Source organism: Achromobacter animicus (assembly GCF_040775605.1).
Lineage (GTDB): Bacteria > Pseudomonadota > Gammaproteobacteria > Burkholderiales > Burkholderiaceae_B > Achromobacter > Achromobacter animicus.
On sequence record NZ_JAYGJK010000001.1, the window covers coordinates 3,748,629 to 3,762,293 of the forward strand.

A 13,665-nucleotide genomic window follows, 5' to 3' on the forward strand; every position below is an offset into this window, starting at 1 on the left:
ACGGGATTTCCTTCTAGTATGCGGAGCCGCCGGCGGCCTCCAGCGCTTCCAGGCGCTGCGTCAGGCGGTCAATCTGGCCCTGCTTGGCGTCCAGCTGGCGCTGCTGCTCCTGAATGGCGGCGATCAGATCGGGAACCAGCTTCGAGTAATCCACACCCTGCGGCATGATCTGCGACTCAAACCCCGGCATTTCCAGCATGGCGTCCTTTTCGCCACTCACCGCATTGGGGTGGGTCTCGGCCAGCTCATGCGCAAGCACGCCCCGATCCTCACGGCCGTCTGCATTCCAGGTGAATTCCCGAACCCTCACCTGCATAAGCCGCGCGATTGCCGCCCATCCGTCCGAGTCTCCCGTAACGGTCTTGAGCCGGTAATCCGACGATGTGTTGTAGACGGTGGCGCTGCCAGACGTGGTGATGCTGCCCACCACAGTGCCGCCCGAATTCTGAAAGGCAATAGCCGCCGCGCCGTCAGCACGCGGGCACATCAGTTGCCCCCATTGCGTACCGCCGCCCGCGTATGCAACGCGGCATTGCGCCTGCGCCGCTACCGCTGTCGGATGTACGCCAAGAGTCCACGATCCATCCTGATAGACTCGCCCGGCCTCGGAGAGTGCGGACTGGAATCGTAGGTAGGTTGGAGCGGGGCCGCTGCCGTGCCGGCTGAACGTAATTTCAGCGATGCCGGAACCCACGCCCGCCGCCAAAAATCCGCTATTCGCATCAGCGGCGGTACGGCAGATAACGTAAGCACTCGACCCACCAGCCGGCGGCACAATCGGGACGTAGGTAACAGTGGTTGACGCCTGACCCTGCCGAAAACTCATGGTGGTTGAGGCATGCACTCCATCGAAATTTCCGAGGATGAACCGGCCGCCGGGCATGAGGTTGAGCGTGGTTCCATCCCACAGTGCCTCAGTGACCGGAGGCAGGCGGTTAGCGGGCAGGCGACCCGTAGCGGCGTCAAACACCGCTACCTCTTGCCAGGATCCCCAGGTGCCGGCCGTGCCAAAGCGAATGCGGACAAAACGCCGAATCACGCCGCCGGTGCCGTTGCGAGTGGTATAGGTCTGCGTGACTTGCAGGTTCCCCGCTCCGGCGGCCTCCACCTGCAATGTCCCGGCAAGCATCACCGGCCAATTGAGGGCTGCTGTAGCCTGGGCGTCCGAATTGAGGTAATAAAAACCCGGGAACACCGCCACATTCGCGTCTGTGCCTGCGGTCAGAACAGACGAAAACGCATGCGGCTGCACCAGCCGCCCATTGCCGTCCAGCGTGGCCACGCCATTAAGCGCGCCCAGCAGCGAGGAGCGGACAACCTCGTCCCATGCCGACCACGCGCCGCCGACCAGCGAGCGGAAAAACTGCCGGTTTCCGTTGCTGCCGATATACACCTGATTGACGTTCGTACCGGCAGGAGCGCCGGCGGCCGCTTCGCAATAGACTAGGAGCCAGCCCGAGTTTGCAATGGGAAAGTTCGCTCCGCCGGCTGCCGTGGAGGACGCTGAGATTGCCCACATGCCCCGGTTGGCGTAATTGTTCAAATCCGCGCCCGCCTCGACGCGGCCCAGGTATGGCAGCGAGTTGCCGGCCGTGTGGACCTCTTGCCACGGCGACCACGACGCATTGATGGAAAAGCGCCAATACTGGCGAGTCCCGCTGGTTGGCGACACGCTGCCTGTGGACGCCACCGTGTAGCGCTGGAGAGCCTGCCCGGATGTCCCGGTGCCGACCACCTCAAGCAGCCCGCCCGTGGCCTGCGGATAGTTCGTGCCCGCCTGCGCGCCAGCGGTGGACGCTTGGCGATAGCTTCCGGGCGTCTGGTACGTGTTCAGGTCGTGCGCTGTCGTCGGTAGCGTCTGCACCGCCGGAGCCTGCGCAGGGAGAAGCCGGCCATCCGCGCCCAGGGCAGCAATGCCGCTCGGCGCGCCGATGGCGGCTGCAACGGTGTCTACGTTCTTGTTGACCTTGATAAAGGCGTCCCGGAGCGGGTCTCCGGTACCATCATTGGGGCCAGAGCCCACGTTCACTTTTACGAGCGAATCCACAGTTCCCTCTACGGTTTGAATACTTGCTGGAAGGTGGCGGACACTCGGTAAACGTCCCCGCCTATGTGGGCAAGGTTGAAACTCGGCGCCTCGTACAGCCCTTCTTCGCCGAGCGGAGGAGTCCAGAAGAACGATCGAACGCCGGCATGCCTGCGCAAAAACGTGGCCACGGCTTGCATTTCCTGCCTGCTGCCTGCGAACGTGAGCGGCCAGGACTGGACCTCAGTATTGATACCGTCACCGACCACCTGGCGATAGCCGTCTCCGAACTGCGCGGTCAGCCGTCTGAATGTGACGCTGCCGGTAGGCTCGCCCGTGGCCCGCCATGTAAATCGCTCAGTCATCAGGACCTCCCATTCCTCGCATTCCAAGCCGCTCCGCCCTGCCGATGCGAACGATCCACCACGCGCTGCGCGACTACTTCCATCTGCCTGAGCATTTCGCGCCCGAGGGCATCGTCCTGGCCGGACTCGCGTGACTCGCGCCCGCCGTCGCTAAAAATCACTTGGTTGGTGATCTGGTAGTTGGCCCCGCCGCCACCAAAGCCGCCAGTCGCGCTGTTCTTCAGAGGCGTGACGTAGCCACCGTTCTCACCGCTCATCAGATAGGTTTGGCCGCCTTCGGTGTACAACTCAGGACCTAACTCCCTGACGCGGTAGAGCGAATTCGCCGCGGTCGGGCCACCAGATGCGCGGGCGCCGGCCACCGCTGCCCAACTGCCGGTCATGCCCTCGGTACTACCGACAGCCGCCATGCCGGAGCCCTGATACCCGGCGCCGGCCGTAATGCCGCCCACCACCGCCCCCGCAGCCGCGCTAAAGACGCTCCCTAGCAGGCCCGCCGCGGTCTGACGTGTCGCGATACGTGCCATATCAGCGATGACCGACGTGGCGAAGTCCTTGAACGACAGCTTGCCGGTAGACGCGAACCTCACGATCGCGTCTTCCATCCCCCGGAAAGCATTGGAGAACAAGGTCTTCGTCTGGCCGGCGACGTTGGCGGCGGAGTCCAGATAGTTGTCCAGCGCAGAAGTGGCCCCGTTCTTCCAATTGCCCTGCGCATCCCGCACCTGGTCGAAGTACTGCTGCTGCATCGACATGCGAAGATTTAGGTGTTCCTGCAGGAGCGCGGTCTGGCTTTGGTAGGTCTCCTGCGAGATCTGACCCGACGCCATCGAGCGGTCAAACTGCGACTGCTGGCGCTGGTAGTCCCGCAAGATTGCCTGACGTGCCCGAAGCTCCTCCTGCGCGCGGTCACCCAGCCCCACGCCGGCCACTTGGTCGGCGTACTGCTGCTGCTCCAGGTCTCGCGTCGCGGCCAGGCTGGCGCGCAGGGCTTCGATCTTGGCAGTCTCCTGCTTAGTGCGTAGCTCCTTCTCTGCGGCGACATTCAGATCAAGCTGGCGGCGCAGCAGGTCCTGCTGAGCGAGCAGGCTCTTTTGATCCGCCGTCAGGACCTTCTTGTCCTTCAGGTCTGCAATCTGCTGCTCGAACTCGGCCCGCTTCTGGCCCCAGCTGGCCAGCTTGCCTTCGCTGGTGATCTGAGCCCGAAGAGAGGCCTCCGCCTCGCGAAACTGCTGCAAGAGCTTGGCCGCGGCGTCTTCCGTGTACGCCTTAACCGCCGGGTCCTTGTACTTGTCGTTGATCTGGTCGATCAGCTTCTTCTGTGTCTCAAGGGACGCCCCGGTGATATCGGCGTCCTTCTTGACCTGGGCAATCTCGCGTTCGCGCTTTTGCCGGTTGGTCTCGGTCTCCTTGGCCAGAGACGACAGGCGGGCCGCAGCGGCGATCTTCTCGGCCTCCTGGCGCTTCTGCAGGCCCACAATCGCCGCCTCATCGGCCTGCTGCTGAAGCATTGCCGCTTCAGCGGTCAGGCGGCGGCTCTCTTGCTCCAGCGGGCGGGCGCGCCGGCGGCCTCCGCGTCCGCCGTCTCCGAAGAACGCTTGCGATTCGTCCGTCTGCGGAGTCGCATTCGCCCGCATCTGCACCAGTTCGGCATTGACGGCGCGCAGCTTGTTGGTGAGGTCGTCAAAGCTGGGGGCACGCCCCAGGCTTTTCATCGCCTCCCAGGCGCTGCTGGCGCCTTGCTTGACAGCATCCCACGCCGTCTCCAGCGCCCCCAGATTCTCCCGCACTGCCGCGGCTTGCTGCTTCACGGCGTCCGCATATGTACGTTGCGCCAGCGCCGCCGCTTCCTGGCTGCGCCCCTGCCGCTCCAGGCTTGCGATCTGCTGACAGATCTCCAGCGTAAGGAAGTGCTGCTGCTCGTTCAGTGCGGCGATTGCCTCCGCCGGCTTGCCGCGCAGCGTTTCGAACTCCTTCACCGTGTCGGCAATGGCCTTTCCTGTGGTGCGGTTCATCGCAACCGCCGATTCTCCGACCACCGCGAAGTTCTGCCCGGCAATCTTGCCCGAAGCCGCGATCAGGTTGAGCGCATCTACGGCCTTCCCGCGAGACCCCGCCACGTCCGCGATGCGCGTGGCCAGGTTGGACATACCGGCGGCAGTCTGCCCGGCTGCGTTGCCGCTCAGAATCAGAGTGTCGGTGAATTCTTGCTGCTCGCCCTTGCCCGAAGCGAGAGCGGTAGAAAAGACGGCGACCGCCGTGGCGGCGACTGTCCATGGGTTCACCAGACCCATGATCGTGGAGCCCAAGGCACGCGCAGCCGGCACGATGCCGCCGAACATATCCTTCAACTGGCCGCCCTGCTGCAGCAACACCGTAAGGGGCTGCTGGCCGCCCTGCAACGAAACCACAATGTCCGTGAGCTGCGCCGGCACGCCGCGAAGCGCTGCAGCCTGCTGTGCAGCGCTCACCCCATACTGATTCATCTGCTTGGTGGCGCCGGCTGCGGCCGCCCCCGTCGCCGACAGTTTGGTCTTGAGTTCGTCCAGAATCGACGTGGGCACACCGCGCAGGGCAGCGTTGTAAAGGATCTGCTCCTTGCGCGTCATGCCGATGGTGTTGGCCTGGTTCACCAGGGCGTCAATACGGCGGCGCTCAGCGGCTGCCAGCTTCGTATAGTCCGCCTGCGCGGACTGAGACATGTCGCTGGTACCGCGCTTGGCCGAAGCAATCGCGGCGTCGAATTGCGAGGTATCTACGACGATGTCTAGCCGCGCAGTGCCAATGCTTTCCTGTGCCATGTTCAACTCTTATGGAAGATTTCCAGGGCCGCCCGCTCGATGATCCGGAGAACGTCCATGATTTCCTGCTGCTCCGCCCTGGGAAGCTCTTGACGGTCCAGGTCGTGATACAGGACCGCGTAATCCAGCCCTATCGGCCCTCCCGCCCCCACACGCCACTGCGTGTAGTTGCGCGTGAACAGGTTGAACGCCGGCACGTGCTCCTGCCAGAGTTCGGCGCAAGGCCGGGGAAAATCGCTGAGCTTTAACCCGGCCATCGCTAACGTTGCGGCTGATGGCGGCTCCCAAAGGAACGCCGCCACAGCCTCGGTCAGTTTTTTTTGCGCTCGACCCGGATGGCGTCGTTGAAAGCGCTCGCGATCGCCAGATCGGCGCCGGGCTGATGCTCGCAGAGCAAGTCGATCGACTCCTTGCTCACGGCCATGTCGGCGTCCCACTTTTCGATCAGCAGGAGAAGCAGGTCGGCGGTCGAAATTTCATCGGCCGCCAATTGCTTCATCAACGCGTCGTACTCCTTGCCGGTCATGTGGCGGTACGTGACGTTCAGTTGCTGCTCGCGCCCCTGGCCGACGATGGTGATGCTGGCGTCGATGGTCGGGTTGGATTTGATCTTGAACGTCATTACGCGGCCTCGTAGCGGATGGGATCGGCGATGAGGGAGAAAACCGCCGTGTTCTGAAGGTTCTCATTCACTTGGCCGACGGGGACCTTGTTGAACGAGGGATAGGCGTAGTAGAAGAGCGTCGAGCCGTTGGGCAGCACGCCGCGCACGACGACGGGCTCGCGCAAGCGGTCCGCCTCGATCAGCGCCGCATACCAAGGCTTGTCCGGGTCGTAGTCCAGCGAGACCGTCATTGTCATCGCGTTCTTGAACGTCGGCTTCTGGCGCTGGCGGCTGGTCGGATCTTCGACGTACTGATAGTTGAAGAACTGCTGATCGCCGCCGGCCATCACCACGTCGCGCACCTGGTCCAGATCCACCCAGGAACTGACTTTCTGATAGGAGCCAGCGCCCCCGCCTGCCGGGAACAGGACGGCGCTCGTGGTGTCCACGCCTTCCAGCTCGAAGCTGTCGGCGTCTGCATTGGCGCTGCGCGCCACGGTCTCGCTCAGATTGGTCCACGCCGATTTCAGAACCAGGATGGAGCCGTCTTCCGGCGGGGCAACCGCGGAGGCAACGGCCGGATTCGCATTGGAGATGGCCGAGATGGCGGCGGCCGCGGCGAGCGCCGTCGAGATGGAATACCGCGTGCCGTTGATGAAGATGGAAGACATTTGTGTTCCTCAAATGAAAAACCCGGCGCGCGGCCGGGTTCGATGTAGAAGCGGGGGAAAGTCAGGAGGGAAGGAACCAGATACCGAAGTCCTGGCGGGTGCCGTACTTCTTTATGGCCTCTTCGTAGAGGCTGGTGGGCGAGCCATACGGCTCAACAGCAGGAAAGTCGCTTTCACACAAGGCGGTGCCGATCTGGTCCGCGATGTCACTTGCCTGCGCCCGCGTGGCGGCCCATACGAAGACCTGCACGCGCTGATGCCGCTTCTCGCGGCGTTTGCGCTCCACGTACCACTGTTCTTGCCCGCCGGCGCCTTGGTAGACGATGAGCGGGAACACGGGCTTGTCGGGCGTGACATCCGCATAAATGCGATCTTCGACCAGCACGCCCAGCAGAGCTTTCAACTGCGCCTCAAGCGTCATCACTCACCTCCTGCCCCGCGAGAAGCTCGGGCAAGCGTTGCCGCCCGCGCTGAATCATTGCTGCCTGCGCACGTGCCGACGCAGCCTCATACGCCGGCCGCAGGAACGGATAGGCAGGCACCCACTTGGGCGTTGCAAGCTTGCGGCGCTTGTCGGTCACATAGGTTCCGTCGGCCTTCTTGATCACCGGATAGATCTGCCAGTGTCCAAACTCCACCAGGTGGCCGTGCGGCGCCTTACGCTTGTTCCAGGTGACGGCGTACTGGACTTCCTGCTCTGTCGAATACCGCTCCCGGAACGCAAGGTAGATGGCGGCGCCCAGAACGCCGTTGTGCGTGTTCACCCGCGCCTTGGCCTCATCTCGCAGCACCTCGCCACCAGCAACGGCCATTGAACGCGCCAGGCTGACCCGTGCGGGTCCCAGCAAACGATCAAGGCCCGCAGACCAGCCGGAGGTGTCAAACGTCGCCTGCAGCCCCTTAGCCATCGCCGCCACCCTGTTCGCAGATCACGTCCGTCCATTCGCGGCCCGCCAGATCCATGCGAACGTTCTTGATGTCGAATGGGTCGCCAACCGGGACACCGTCCTCGAGTTCGAGCAGGCGCATCCCCTGGTCAAGCCCGCGGCGAAAGCGGATCCGGAAGCTATAGGCGTTGATCGATGCCCCCACGTTCTCCTGGTTGCGCGTGATGGAACCCATCCCGGTCTGGCCGCGAGGGTCCGCCCACACGGTGGCCACTTCCACCCATGCGCCATTTGGCTGGCCCGCGTCATCCGTTCCGGTCTCGCGGCGTTCGATTCGCACGAGGCGCCGCAGACTTCCAGCAGCGATGCTCATACGCCCAACCCCACTCGGTTAGGCTGCAGCAGCGCCTGGGCGCCGACCGGCAGCGTGCGAGAGTCGGGGCCTTCCTCGCGGTTTCGGTACAAGCTGCCGGCGATCAGTAGCACGGCGGCACGGATTGCAGGGGTCACCACCATCGGATCGTCGCCCGCAGATCCCGCCAGGACTGCCGCAGCCAGCGCGTCCGCAGTCGGGTACACGCGGCGATTCAGATACGCCTGCGCGTTCTCTTCCGCAGTCGATCCGTAGACCTCGAGCAGAGGATCATCCGTAGAGTCCGCGCGGCAATGCGAGCGCAGCAGTTCGATGGTGACCAGTTCCATTCATGCCCCCGTGGACGAGATGGCCGCTTGGATCGCCTCCAGGACCGACTTGCGCGCCTTGCCGGACTGCTCAGCAGCCAGAAGCGACGGCAGCAGGGCCGGATCAGCGATTTCCGCGAGTGCCCCGATGATCTCGGGCGCGTTCTGCGACAGCAAGGCAGTGTGATCTGCTGCCGGCGGTTCGCCCGCCCCCTTGTTCTGCGGCGGCGGGTTCATCTTGTTCTGCGGCGCCGGCGCGGCCTTGTCTCCCACCTCAGCGATCAGGCCGAGCCGAAGCAGTTCTCGCGCGCGTTCGCCCGACACATCAATCGGGCGCCCGCGTCGCTGGTATTCGCTCCCGTTGAGGAAGCCTTTGCGTGCGATAAACGACATGACTTGCTCCTATTGAGCGGGCCGCGGCTGGGCCCGACCCGCTCATCTGCTGGCGCCGCCTTACGGCGTGGTGTCGGCAAACTCGCCGTGGACGAACGACTCGGGGCGGTAGACCGCCATTGCCAAGCGTTCTTCGGCGCGGATCGTCACCATGTTCTTGCGGAAGTTGTCGCTGTCTTCCGTCGAGACTTCCACGGCGGCGTCTTCACGGTCGAACACCTGGGCGGCGATGTTGAAGGCGCCGACCAGGAATTCACCTTCGGGCACGGCGGTCGTGTCCACAACCGGCAGCTTCCAGAGGCGCGGCACGCCACCTTCCACCACGTTGACCCAGATGTAGCGGCCTTGCTCGTCCTTCTGGAGTTCGATGTCGGCCCAGTCCACGGGGTTGAGCACGATGCCGCTGGCGCGGTATTCGGCGATGCGGACCTGCAGGATCGCGCGGCGCAACAGGTCGATCTTGGTGTCGCCGGCCTGGCGCAGCGATTCGTTGAACGGCGTAGCCTGCGGGATCAGGCCCAGCAGGTTCTGACCGGTGCCGTCGCCGGCAAGGATCTGGTTTTCCTCGACGTACTTCAGGCCGAAGATCGCGCGACCGTTGATGTAGCTCTGCAGCAGCGGGATATCGGCCAGAACCTGCTTGGAAGCCAGGAACCAGTGAGCGATCGTCTTGACCGTCGTGGTCTTCAGCTCGAAGGACAGGTCCGATTGCGGCTTGAGCGCCGTTTCGGCCACGGGAGCCGCCATGTTCTGGAAGCCCGACTCCTGCACGAACTCGACCGAGTTCGAACCGGTACGGCCCGGCATGATCAGGTCACGGATGGTGAAGGGGCGATCCGGGCCCGAGATGATGCCAGGCACGCGCGTCGGCTGAATCGCGGCGCCCACGCCACCGGTGCCCGTGGTCGAGCTGGTGATGCTGGTGACCGCCTTGACGTTCATGCGAGCGATGCCGCGGCCCTTCGCAGCCAGGCCGGTGAAGTCGTCGGACTCGGTGAACTGCTCGCCGATGGACTTTTCGGCCTGGTCGTCATTGGCGGCGCCGCGGCGGGCGAGCTTCTGTTCGACCTCGACCAGACGTTCCGTCAGAGCGATGCCGCTCTTCGACAGAGTTTCCAGGATGTTCTTGGTGTCGTCCAGGACCTTGCCATGTTCCTTGATTTCGGCCGACGCCTTTTCGGCGAACGCTTTGATTTCGTCGTCGCGCTCGTTCAGCGCCTTGACCAAACCCTTCAGTTCGAGGGTGTCATCCAGACGCCCTGCGTTGTCGGCGGACTTGCGGCCGAATTCGTGCTTGTGTGCCAGATTGGTATAGCGGCCCATTTGTGTACCTTTAAAAAGTCGGGAGTTGAAGCCGGCCGATCTGCTTGATCAGTCCAGCGGTTGCTTCTTTCGCCTCGCCCCCGGACTCGCTCCGGTCAAGCAGGTGTTTCAGGCCACGGTTGGCGATCACCGCGGACTGAGATTTCGAGAAGCCTGCCTCGCGCAGGAACCGCTCAAAATCGGGGAGGTCCGGCATGCCCCCGTGGGCGATCCGGGCCTTGATTGCGTCAACGCGTGCTTCCTCGTTCGCCGGCGCCGTCACGATGGAGATTTCCACCAGATCCAGGCGCTTGAGCGTGCGGATGCGCGTCTTCTCGTCGTAGCTGTCCTCGCGCACGTAGTAGCCGATGGACAGGCCCGTGATCGCGCGCGTCTTCATGCCGCGGTATGCGGTCTTGGCGTAGGTAGCGTCATCGAGCCAAAGCTGACCGGTGCCGTGCAGCCCGTGATCGTCTTCCTTCAACTGGTCGATGTCCCAGTTGCCGATGGGTTCGCCGCTGCGGTGCTGCCATAGCACCGGAAACGTTCGCCCCTTCGCGCGCGTTTGCTCGATGCTGTCCGTGAACGCGCCCGGGGCGACCACCTCGTTGTACGAATCGACGACGCCAAAGACCGAGCCGTAGCCGGAAAAAAGGCCGTCATCCTGGACGGCCTTCACGTCGTAATCGAACGAGCGGATGTGCATCGCTGCGTCTTTGCGCTTCATGTCTTGTCCTCAAATGTCGGAAGGCCCAGCCAGGCAGAGATCGCGGACTTGGCTTGTTCCGCGCCGGCTGTCTCGCCGAGCTTGTCGATCGGCAGCAGGTTGGATTGCACGGTCAACACGTCGGCATTGCCGCCGCGCGCCGGCAGGTTCTCCTTTAGCCGGCAGTCATCGCGCGTGTAGATGCCGTTCTGCGTCATCACGGAATAGAACGCCGCGCGCGCCGCACTGTCGGCCCGCAGCAGGCCTTCGACGTTGAACTTGGCGAAGTACTGCGGCCGTTCTGCCGGCGCCAGCAGGGATTTGCGTATGGACTGCTCGATTCGCGTCAGCCAAGGCCGGAGCGAGAACGACAGGAACGCGATCATCTGTTGTTCGATCCCCGTTCCCCAGCTACTTGATTTCTCGGTGTGCCCGACCATCCAGGGCGGCACGCGGAACCAGCGGCAGATCTCCTCGACGTTGAACGCGCGGGTGGCGAGCAGTTGCGCATCCTCGGGGTTCATGGGCACCTGCTGGTACTTCATGCCAGCCTCGAGCACCATCGTTTTGCCCGAGTTCATCGCGCCAGCGAACTTGGCCGACAGGCTGTCGCCCAGCTGTGTGCGCTGGTCCGGGTTCAGGATCTTGTCCGTGGAGAGGACGCCTCCCACATTCAACCCATTGGCGAAGATCTTCGCGCTTGCCTCGTCAGCCGCCAGGGAAGCCCCGATCACGTTGGCGCCGTACCGGATCGTCGACATGCCCAACAAGCCGTCCAGGCTGAAAGCGGCGATATGCCACATTCGCTCCTCGGGAATCACCCGATGCGTGCCGTCTATGTCGTTGTATCGGTATTCAATCGATCCATCGGCCAGCCGCCGGACCTGCATCCGCCACGGATAGAGCAGATCGATTGCAATGACCCGCCTCTTGCTCATTCGCTTCTCGGCGAAGGAGTTGCCCCACAGCAGTAAGCAAGCAACCAGCACTTCCCAGAACTGCACCGACGTCATATCGGCGTTGGGCTGGTGGCGCAAAAGCGCATACAGCTCCATGTTCGTCGCCTCAACCGCTTCGCGCCCTTCCCTGCGGTACAAATCGAATGGCAGCGTGGCGATTGTCTCCGCCAGGAGCCTGACGCAACTCCAAACGGCCGACAGCGTCAGCGCCGACTGAGCCGTCACCGCCTTGCCGCTGGCAGATCCTCCGCCGCCCCACGCGGCCCAGAATGACGTGTCCGTCAGTCCAAACTTGCGTCCGATCCAGTCGCTTACGCTCGATTTCACGCCGTCCGGCGCCGCCGACCTGACAGCGGGAGCAATGCTGCGGGCCAAAACCTTCGAAAACGAGCTATTGGCCATGCGTCACCCCTCGGATGCCGCGAAGCAGGTAGATCGCTACAACAAAAGTCACGACCGCCCCGCTGATGAGGCACCAACCAGGGCCGGCCAGCAGGTAAACACCGCCGGCGAGCATGGCAACGCCTGCCAGGAGCAAGAGCACCAGCAGAATGATTGCTGCCTTCATAGATTTATCCGATAACGATAGGGTTTGCGAAGAACCCGTCCAGGCTCTGAAGCCCTCGTGGCTCCGGGTTGAGCGCCAGAAGAAACACGGCATCAAAGAGCGCCATGAGCGGGTCGATTTTTGCGGTGCCGGAAACCTGCTTGTTGATGGCGAGCGCGTTGCCCTGCTGGACGGTCCTCGCATTGCCAACGCACCAAGCCATCAGCGGGCGTCCCCCGTGCAGCATTTCCCGCCCCGCGACCTTGCGCTCAGTTGTCTTGATAGCGCCGTTCAGGCGCCAGCCTTGCGAAATGGCGGTGATCTCTTCCAATGTGAAATCCCGGCCGGGGCTGGTCAGCTCGTCCACGATGTCGCCGATTCCAGATCCGTCCACGCCGATGCACAGCTTTTCCGGAAGAAGACCGCGATCGCGCACGCGACAAACGATGTCAGCCACCTCGGCAACGTCGTCACCGGGGCGCTCGACAATCCGCAGGTCGCCCTGTTTCTCGAAGTCCTGCAGCGCTGGTGCAATCTCGGCTCTGCGTTCTAGGACAATCTTGTGCGCCCAGGCGCGCCCCCAGTGCAGCCAGCGGCGCGTACCCGTTTCGCGACCGACCAGGGCGAAGCCCAGCAAGTCGTCCAAGCCCCCCCCGTCGATGCCGACCACGACCACTTCGCAGCGGTCGAGAAACTCATCCAGGTCTGCCAAGGCTGGATCACCTTGAGCCAGCCAAAAGTCGGCGCCGGCCCAGCGGTCTGATCGTAAGTTCAGCCCGATCTGCACATTCAGGTGCTTAGCCAGAAACTTCTGGCTGGACCCGTCGGTTTTGCCGAGGTTCTTCTTGAGTTCGTCTTGCAACCACTCCGCGCTGACAGAGCGGCCAAGATTCGGATTGGTGATGTAGAAGTTCTCCGGCAGCTGGTAGGCCTTCGCCTTTACCATTTCATCCGGGAATTCGTACAGAACCCCCAGCGTCTTCCGATCCTCGATCTTCCCGTCGCGGACATCGCGCCAGTAGTCGAGTTTCTCCTTGAACACCCCAGCTGGCGGATCATCGCTCTGCGTGGTCAGGTAGATCACCCATCCCTCATCACGAGAGACCTGGCCGCCCAACGCCTCCATGAACATCGCTGCGGCATTCGCTCGTTTGCCGAACACCCACAGCTCGTCCACCAGCACGCGGCCGGACTTCTTGCCCGATACCGTGTCGGTGTCAGCAGCAACGACCTTCAGGCTGTTGCGCGTCACGCGGTGCGTAATGGTTCGGATGTGTTCCTGGATGTGGAACATGTCCGACAGCTCTTCATCCGCGCGAATCATGCTCGCTGCGGGCTTGAAGCTGTTGTCGGCGACCTCTTTTGTCGGAGCCAGGATCAGGTGTTCCTCTTCCTCGCGCCAGCACATGACAAGGGCCGTCAGCATGATGCCGGCCGCAATGGTGGACTTCGTGTTCTTTTTGCTGATGAGCAGTCCGTACTCGCGGATCAACTGCTTCCCCGTTGCCGCCTCATACCCGCCGAAGATGGCGCGCACAAAGGCAAACACCCATTCTTCGCTGCACTCGCCAAAAGTGGGTTTACCGGGCAGGTCGACAACGCGCAATTGCTTAAAGATGTTCAGCGCGTATTCGGCCTGGTCTGCAAAGATGGGCGCCGGAATGATCGAACGGCGTTCGCGCAAGCGTGCCGCCCAATCCGGGCATGCGGTTGTCCAGGACAT

General features: G+C 63.2%; 16 protein-coding genes. All 16 read right to left on the reverse strand.

What is annotated here, in order from left to right; all coding sequences use genetic code 11:
• Positions 1 to 13: 13 nt before the first annotated feature.
• The 16 genes from AB3147_RS17080 to AB3147_RS17155 all read right to left on the reverse strand — a co-directional run bounded on the left by AB3147_RS17080 (position 14) and on the right by AB3147_RS17155 (position 13,665).
• Positions 14 to 2,047 (reverse strand): tail fiber domain-containing protein, encoded by a 2,034-nt coding sequence (locus AB3147_RS17080; RefSeq protein ID WP_367352527.1) that lies wholly within the window; start codon positions 2,045 to 2,047, stop codon positions 14 to 16.
• Between the two features lie 8 nt (positions 2,048 to 2,055).
• Positions 2,056 to 2,391 carry a phage tail protein gene (locus AB3147_RS17085; protein ID WP_367352528.1) on the reverse strand — a complete coding sequence of 112 codons (336 nt, stop codon included), beginning with the start codon at positions 2,389 to 2,391 and terminating at the stop codon, positions 2,056 to 2,058.
• Positions 2,391 to 5,192 carry a phage tail tape measure protein gene (locus AB3147_RS17090; protein WP_367352529.1) on the reverse strand — a complete coding sequence of 934 codons (2,802 nt, stop codon included), beginning with the start codon at positions 5,190 to 5,192 and terminating at the stop codon, positions 2,391 to 2,393. Before AB3147_RS17090 ends, AB3147_RS17085 begins: the two co-directional genes overlap by 1 nt.
• A 2-nt stretch (positions 5,193 to 5,194) precedes the next feature.
• Positions 5,195 to 5,449, reverse strand: coding sequence for a DUF1799 domain-containing protein (locus AB3147_RS17095; RefSeq protein ID WP_367352530.1), 255 nt, complete (start codon positions 5,447 to 5,449; stop codon positions 5,195 to 5,197).
• A 53-nt stretch (positions 5,450 to 5,502) separates the two neighbouring features.
• Entirely contained in the window at positions 5,503 to 5,814 is a 312-nt protein-coding gene (locus AB3147_RS17100; protein ID WP_226848505.1) for a phage tail assembly chaperone, read from the reverse strand.
• Positions 5,814 to 6,467, reverse strand: coding sequence for a phage tail protein (locus AB3147_RS17105; protein ID WP_367352531.1), 654 nt, complete (start codon positions 6,465 to 6,467; stop codon positions 5,814 to 5,816). Before AB3147_RS17105 ends, AB3147_RS17100 begins: the two co-directional genes overlap by 1 nt.
• Before the next feature lie 61 nt (positions 6,468 to 6,528).
• Positions 6,529 to 6,888: a DUF3168 domain-containing protein gene (locus AB3147_RS17110; RefSeq protein ID WP_367352532.1), complete on the reverse strand. Its 360-nt coding sequence runs from the start codon at positions 6,886 to 6,888 to the stop codon at positions 6,529 to 6,531.
• Positions 6,878 to 7,375, reverse strand: a complete 498-nt coding sequence (locus AB3147_RS17115) for an HK97 gp10 family phage protein (protein WP_367352533.1) — start codon at positions 7,373 to 7,375, stop codon at positions 6,878 to 6,880. Before AB3147_RS17115 ends, AB3147_RS17110 begins: the two co-directional genes overlap by 11 nt.
• The gene (locus tag AB3147_RS17120; protein WP_226848501.1) at positions 7,368 to 7,727 is read right to left on the reverse strand and encodes a head-tail adaptor protein; all 360 of its coding nucleotides are present in this window, start codon (positions 7,725 to 7,727) and stop codon (positions 7,368 to 7,370) included. The genes AB3147_RS17115 and AB3147_RS17120 overlap by 8 nt, the downstream gene beginning before the upstream one ends.
• A complete protein-coding gene (locus AB3147_RS17125; RefSeq protein ID WP_223574997.1) occupies positions 7,724 to 8,056 on the reverse strand; it encodes a head-tail connector protein in 333 nt (110 codons plus the stop codon). Before AB3147_RS17125 ends, AB3147_RS17120 begins: the two co-directional genes overlap by 4 nt.
• On the reverse strand, positions 8,057 to 8,428 hold the full coding sequence (locus AB3147_RS17130) for a hypothetical protein (protein ID WP_367352534.1): 372 nt from the start codon (positions 8,426 to 8,428) through the stop codon (positions 8,057 to 8,059).
• Between the two features lie 60 nt (positions 8,429 to 8,488).
• Entirely contained in the window at positions 8,489 to 9,751 is a 1,263-nt protein-coding gene (locus AB3147_RS17135) for a phage major capsid protein (protein WP_367352535.1), read from the reverse strand.
• A 10-nt stretch (positions 9,752 to 9,761) separates the two neighbouring features.
• Positions 9,762 to 10,457 (reverse strand): HK97 family phage prohead protease, encoded by a 696-nt coding sequence (locus AB3147_RS17140; protein ID WP_367352536.1) that lies wholly within the window; start codon positions 10,455 to 10,457, stop codon positions 9,762 to 9,764.
• Complete coding sequence (locus tag AB3147_RS17145; protein WP_367352537.1) at positions 10,454 to 11,797, reverse strand: phage portal protein; 1,344 nt, start codon at positions 11,795 to 11,797, stop codon at positions 10,454 to 10,456. The genes AB3147_RS17140 and AB3147_RS17145 overlap by 4 nt, the downstream gene beginning before the upstream one ends.
• The gene (locus AB3147_RS17150; RefSeq protein ID WP_191578589.1) at positions 11,787 to 11,963 is read right to left on the reverse strand and encodes a hypothetical protein; all 177 of its coding nucleotides are present in this window, start codon (positions 11,961 to 11,963) and stop codon (positions 11,787 to 11,789) included. Before AB3147_RS17150 ends, AB3147_RS17145 begins: the two co-directional genes overlap by 11 nt.
• A gap of 4 nt (positions 11,964 to 11,967) precedes the next feature.
• A complete protein-coding gene (locus tag AB3147_RS17155; protein WP_367352538.1) occupies positions 11,968 to 13,665 on the reverse strand; it encodes a terminase large subunit in 1,698 nt (565 codons plus the stop codon).

What these genes read in the sequence shown, in the direction of transcription:
- AB3147_RS17100 (WP_226848505.1), bottom strand. Translation starts at nt 5,814, where the DNA reads ATGACGTTCAAGATCAAATCCAACCCGACCATCGACGCCAGCATCACC.
- AB3147_RS17105 (WP_367352531.1), bottom strand. Translation starts at nt 6,467, where the DNA reads ATGTCTTCCATCTTCATCAACGGCACGCGGTATTCCATCTCGACGGCG.
- AB3147_RS17140 (WP_367352536.1), bottom strand. Translation starts at nt 10,457, where the DNA reads ATGAAGCGCAAAGACGCAGCGATGCACATCCGCTCGTTCGATTACGAC.
- AB3147_RS17155 (WP_367352538.1), bottom strand. Translation starts at nt 13,665, where the DNA reads ATGTCCTGGACAACCGCATGCCCGGATTGGGCGGCACGCTTGCGCGAA.
- AB3147_RS17135 (WP_367352535.1), bottom strand. Translation starts at nt 9,751, where the DNA reads ATGGGCCGCTATACCAATCTGGCACACAAGCACGAATTCGGCCGCAAG.
- AB3147_RS17150 (WP_191578589.1), bottom strand. Translation starts at nt 11,963, where the DNA reads ATGAAGGCAGCAATCATTCTGCTGGTGCTCTTGCTCCTGGCAGGCGTT.
- AB3147_RS17130 (WP_367352534.1), bottom strand. Translation starts at nt 8,428, where the DNA reads ATGTCGTTTATCGCACGCAAAGGCTTCCTCAACGGGAGCGAATACCAG.
- AB3147_RS17095 (WP_367352530.1), bottom strand. Translation starts at nt 5,449, where the DNA reads ATGGCCGGGTTAAAGCTCAGCGATTTTCCCCGGCCTTGCGCCGAACTC.
- AB3147_RS17090 (WP_367352529.1), bottom strand. Translation starts at nt 5,192, where the DNA reads ATGGCACAGGAAAGCATTGGCACTGCGCGGCTAGACATCGTCGTAGAT.
- AB3147_RS17145 (WP_367352537.1), bottom strand. Translation starts at nt 11,797, where the DNA reads ATGGCCAATAGCTCGTTTTCGAAGGTTTTGGCCCGCAGCATTGCTCCC.
- AB3147_RS17120 (WP_226848501.1), bottom strand. Translation starts at nt 7,727, where the DNA reads ATGAGCATCGCTGCTGGAAGTCTGCGGCGCCTCGTGCGAATCGAACGC.
- AB3147_RS17110 (WP_367352532.1), bottom strand. Translation starts at nt 6,888, where the DNA reads ATGACGCTTGAGGCGCAGTTGAAAGCTCTGCTGGGCGTGCTGGTCGAA.
- AB3147_RS17085 (WP_367352528.1), bottom strand. Translation starts at nt 2,391, where the DNA reads ATGACTGAGCGATTTACATGGCGGGCCACGGGCGAGCCTACCGGCAGC.
- AB3147_RS17115 (WP_367352533.1), bottom strand. Translation starts at nt 7,375, where the DNA reads ATGGCTAAGGGGCTGCAGGCGACGTTTGACACCTCCGGCTGGTCTGCG.
- AB3147_RS17125 (WP_223574997.1), bottom strand. Translation starts at nt 8,056, where the DNA reads ATGGAACTGGTCACCATCGAACTGCTGCGCTCGCATTGCCGCGCGGAC.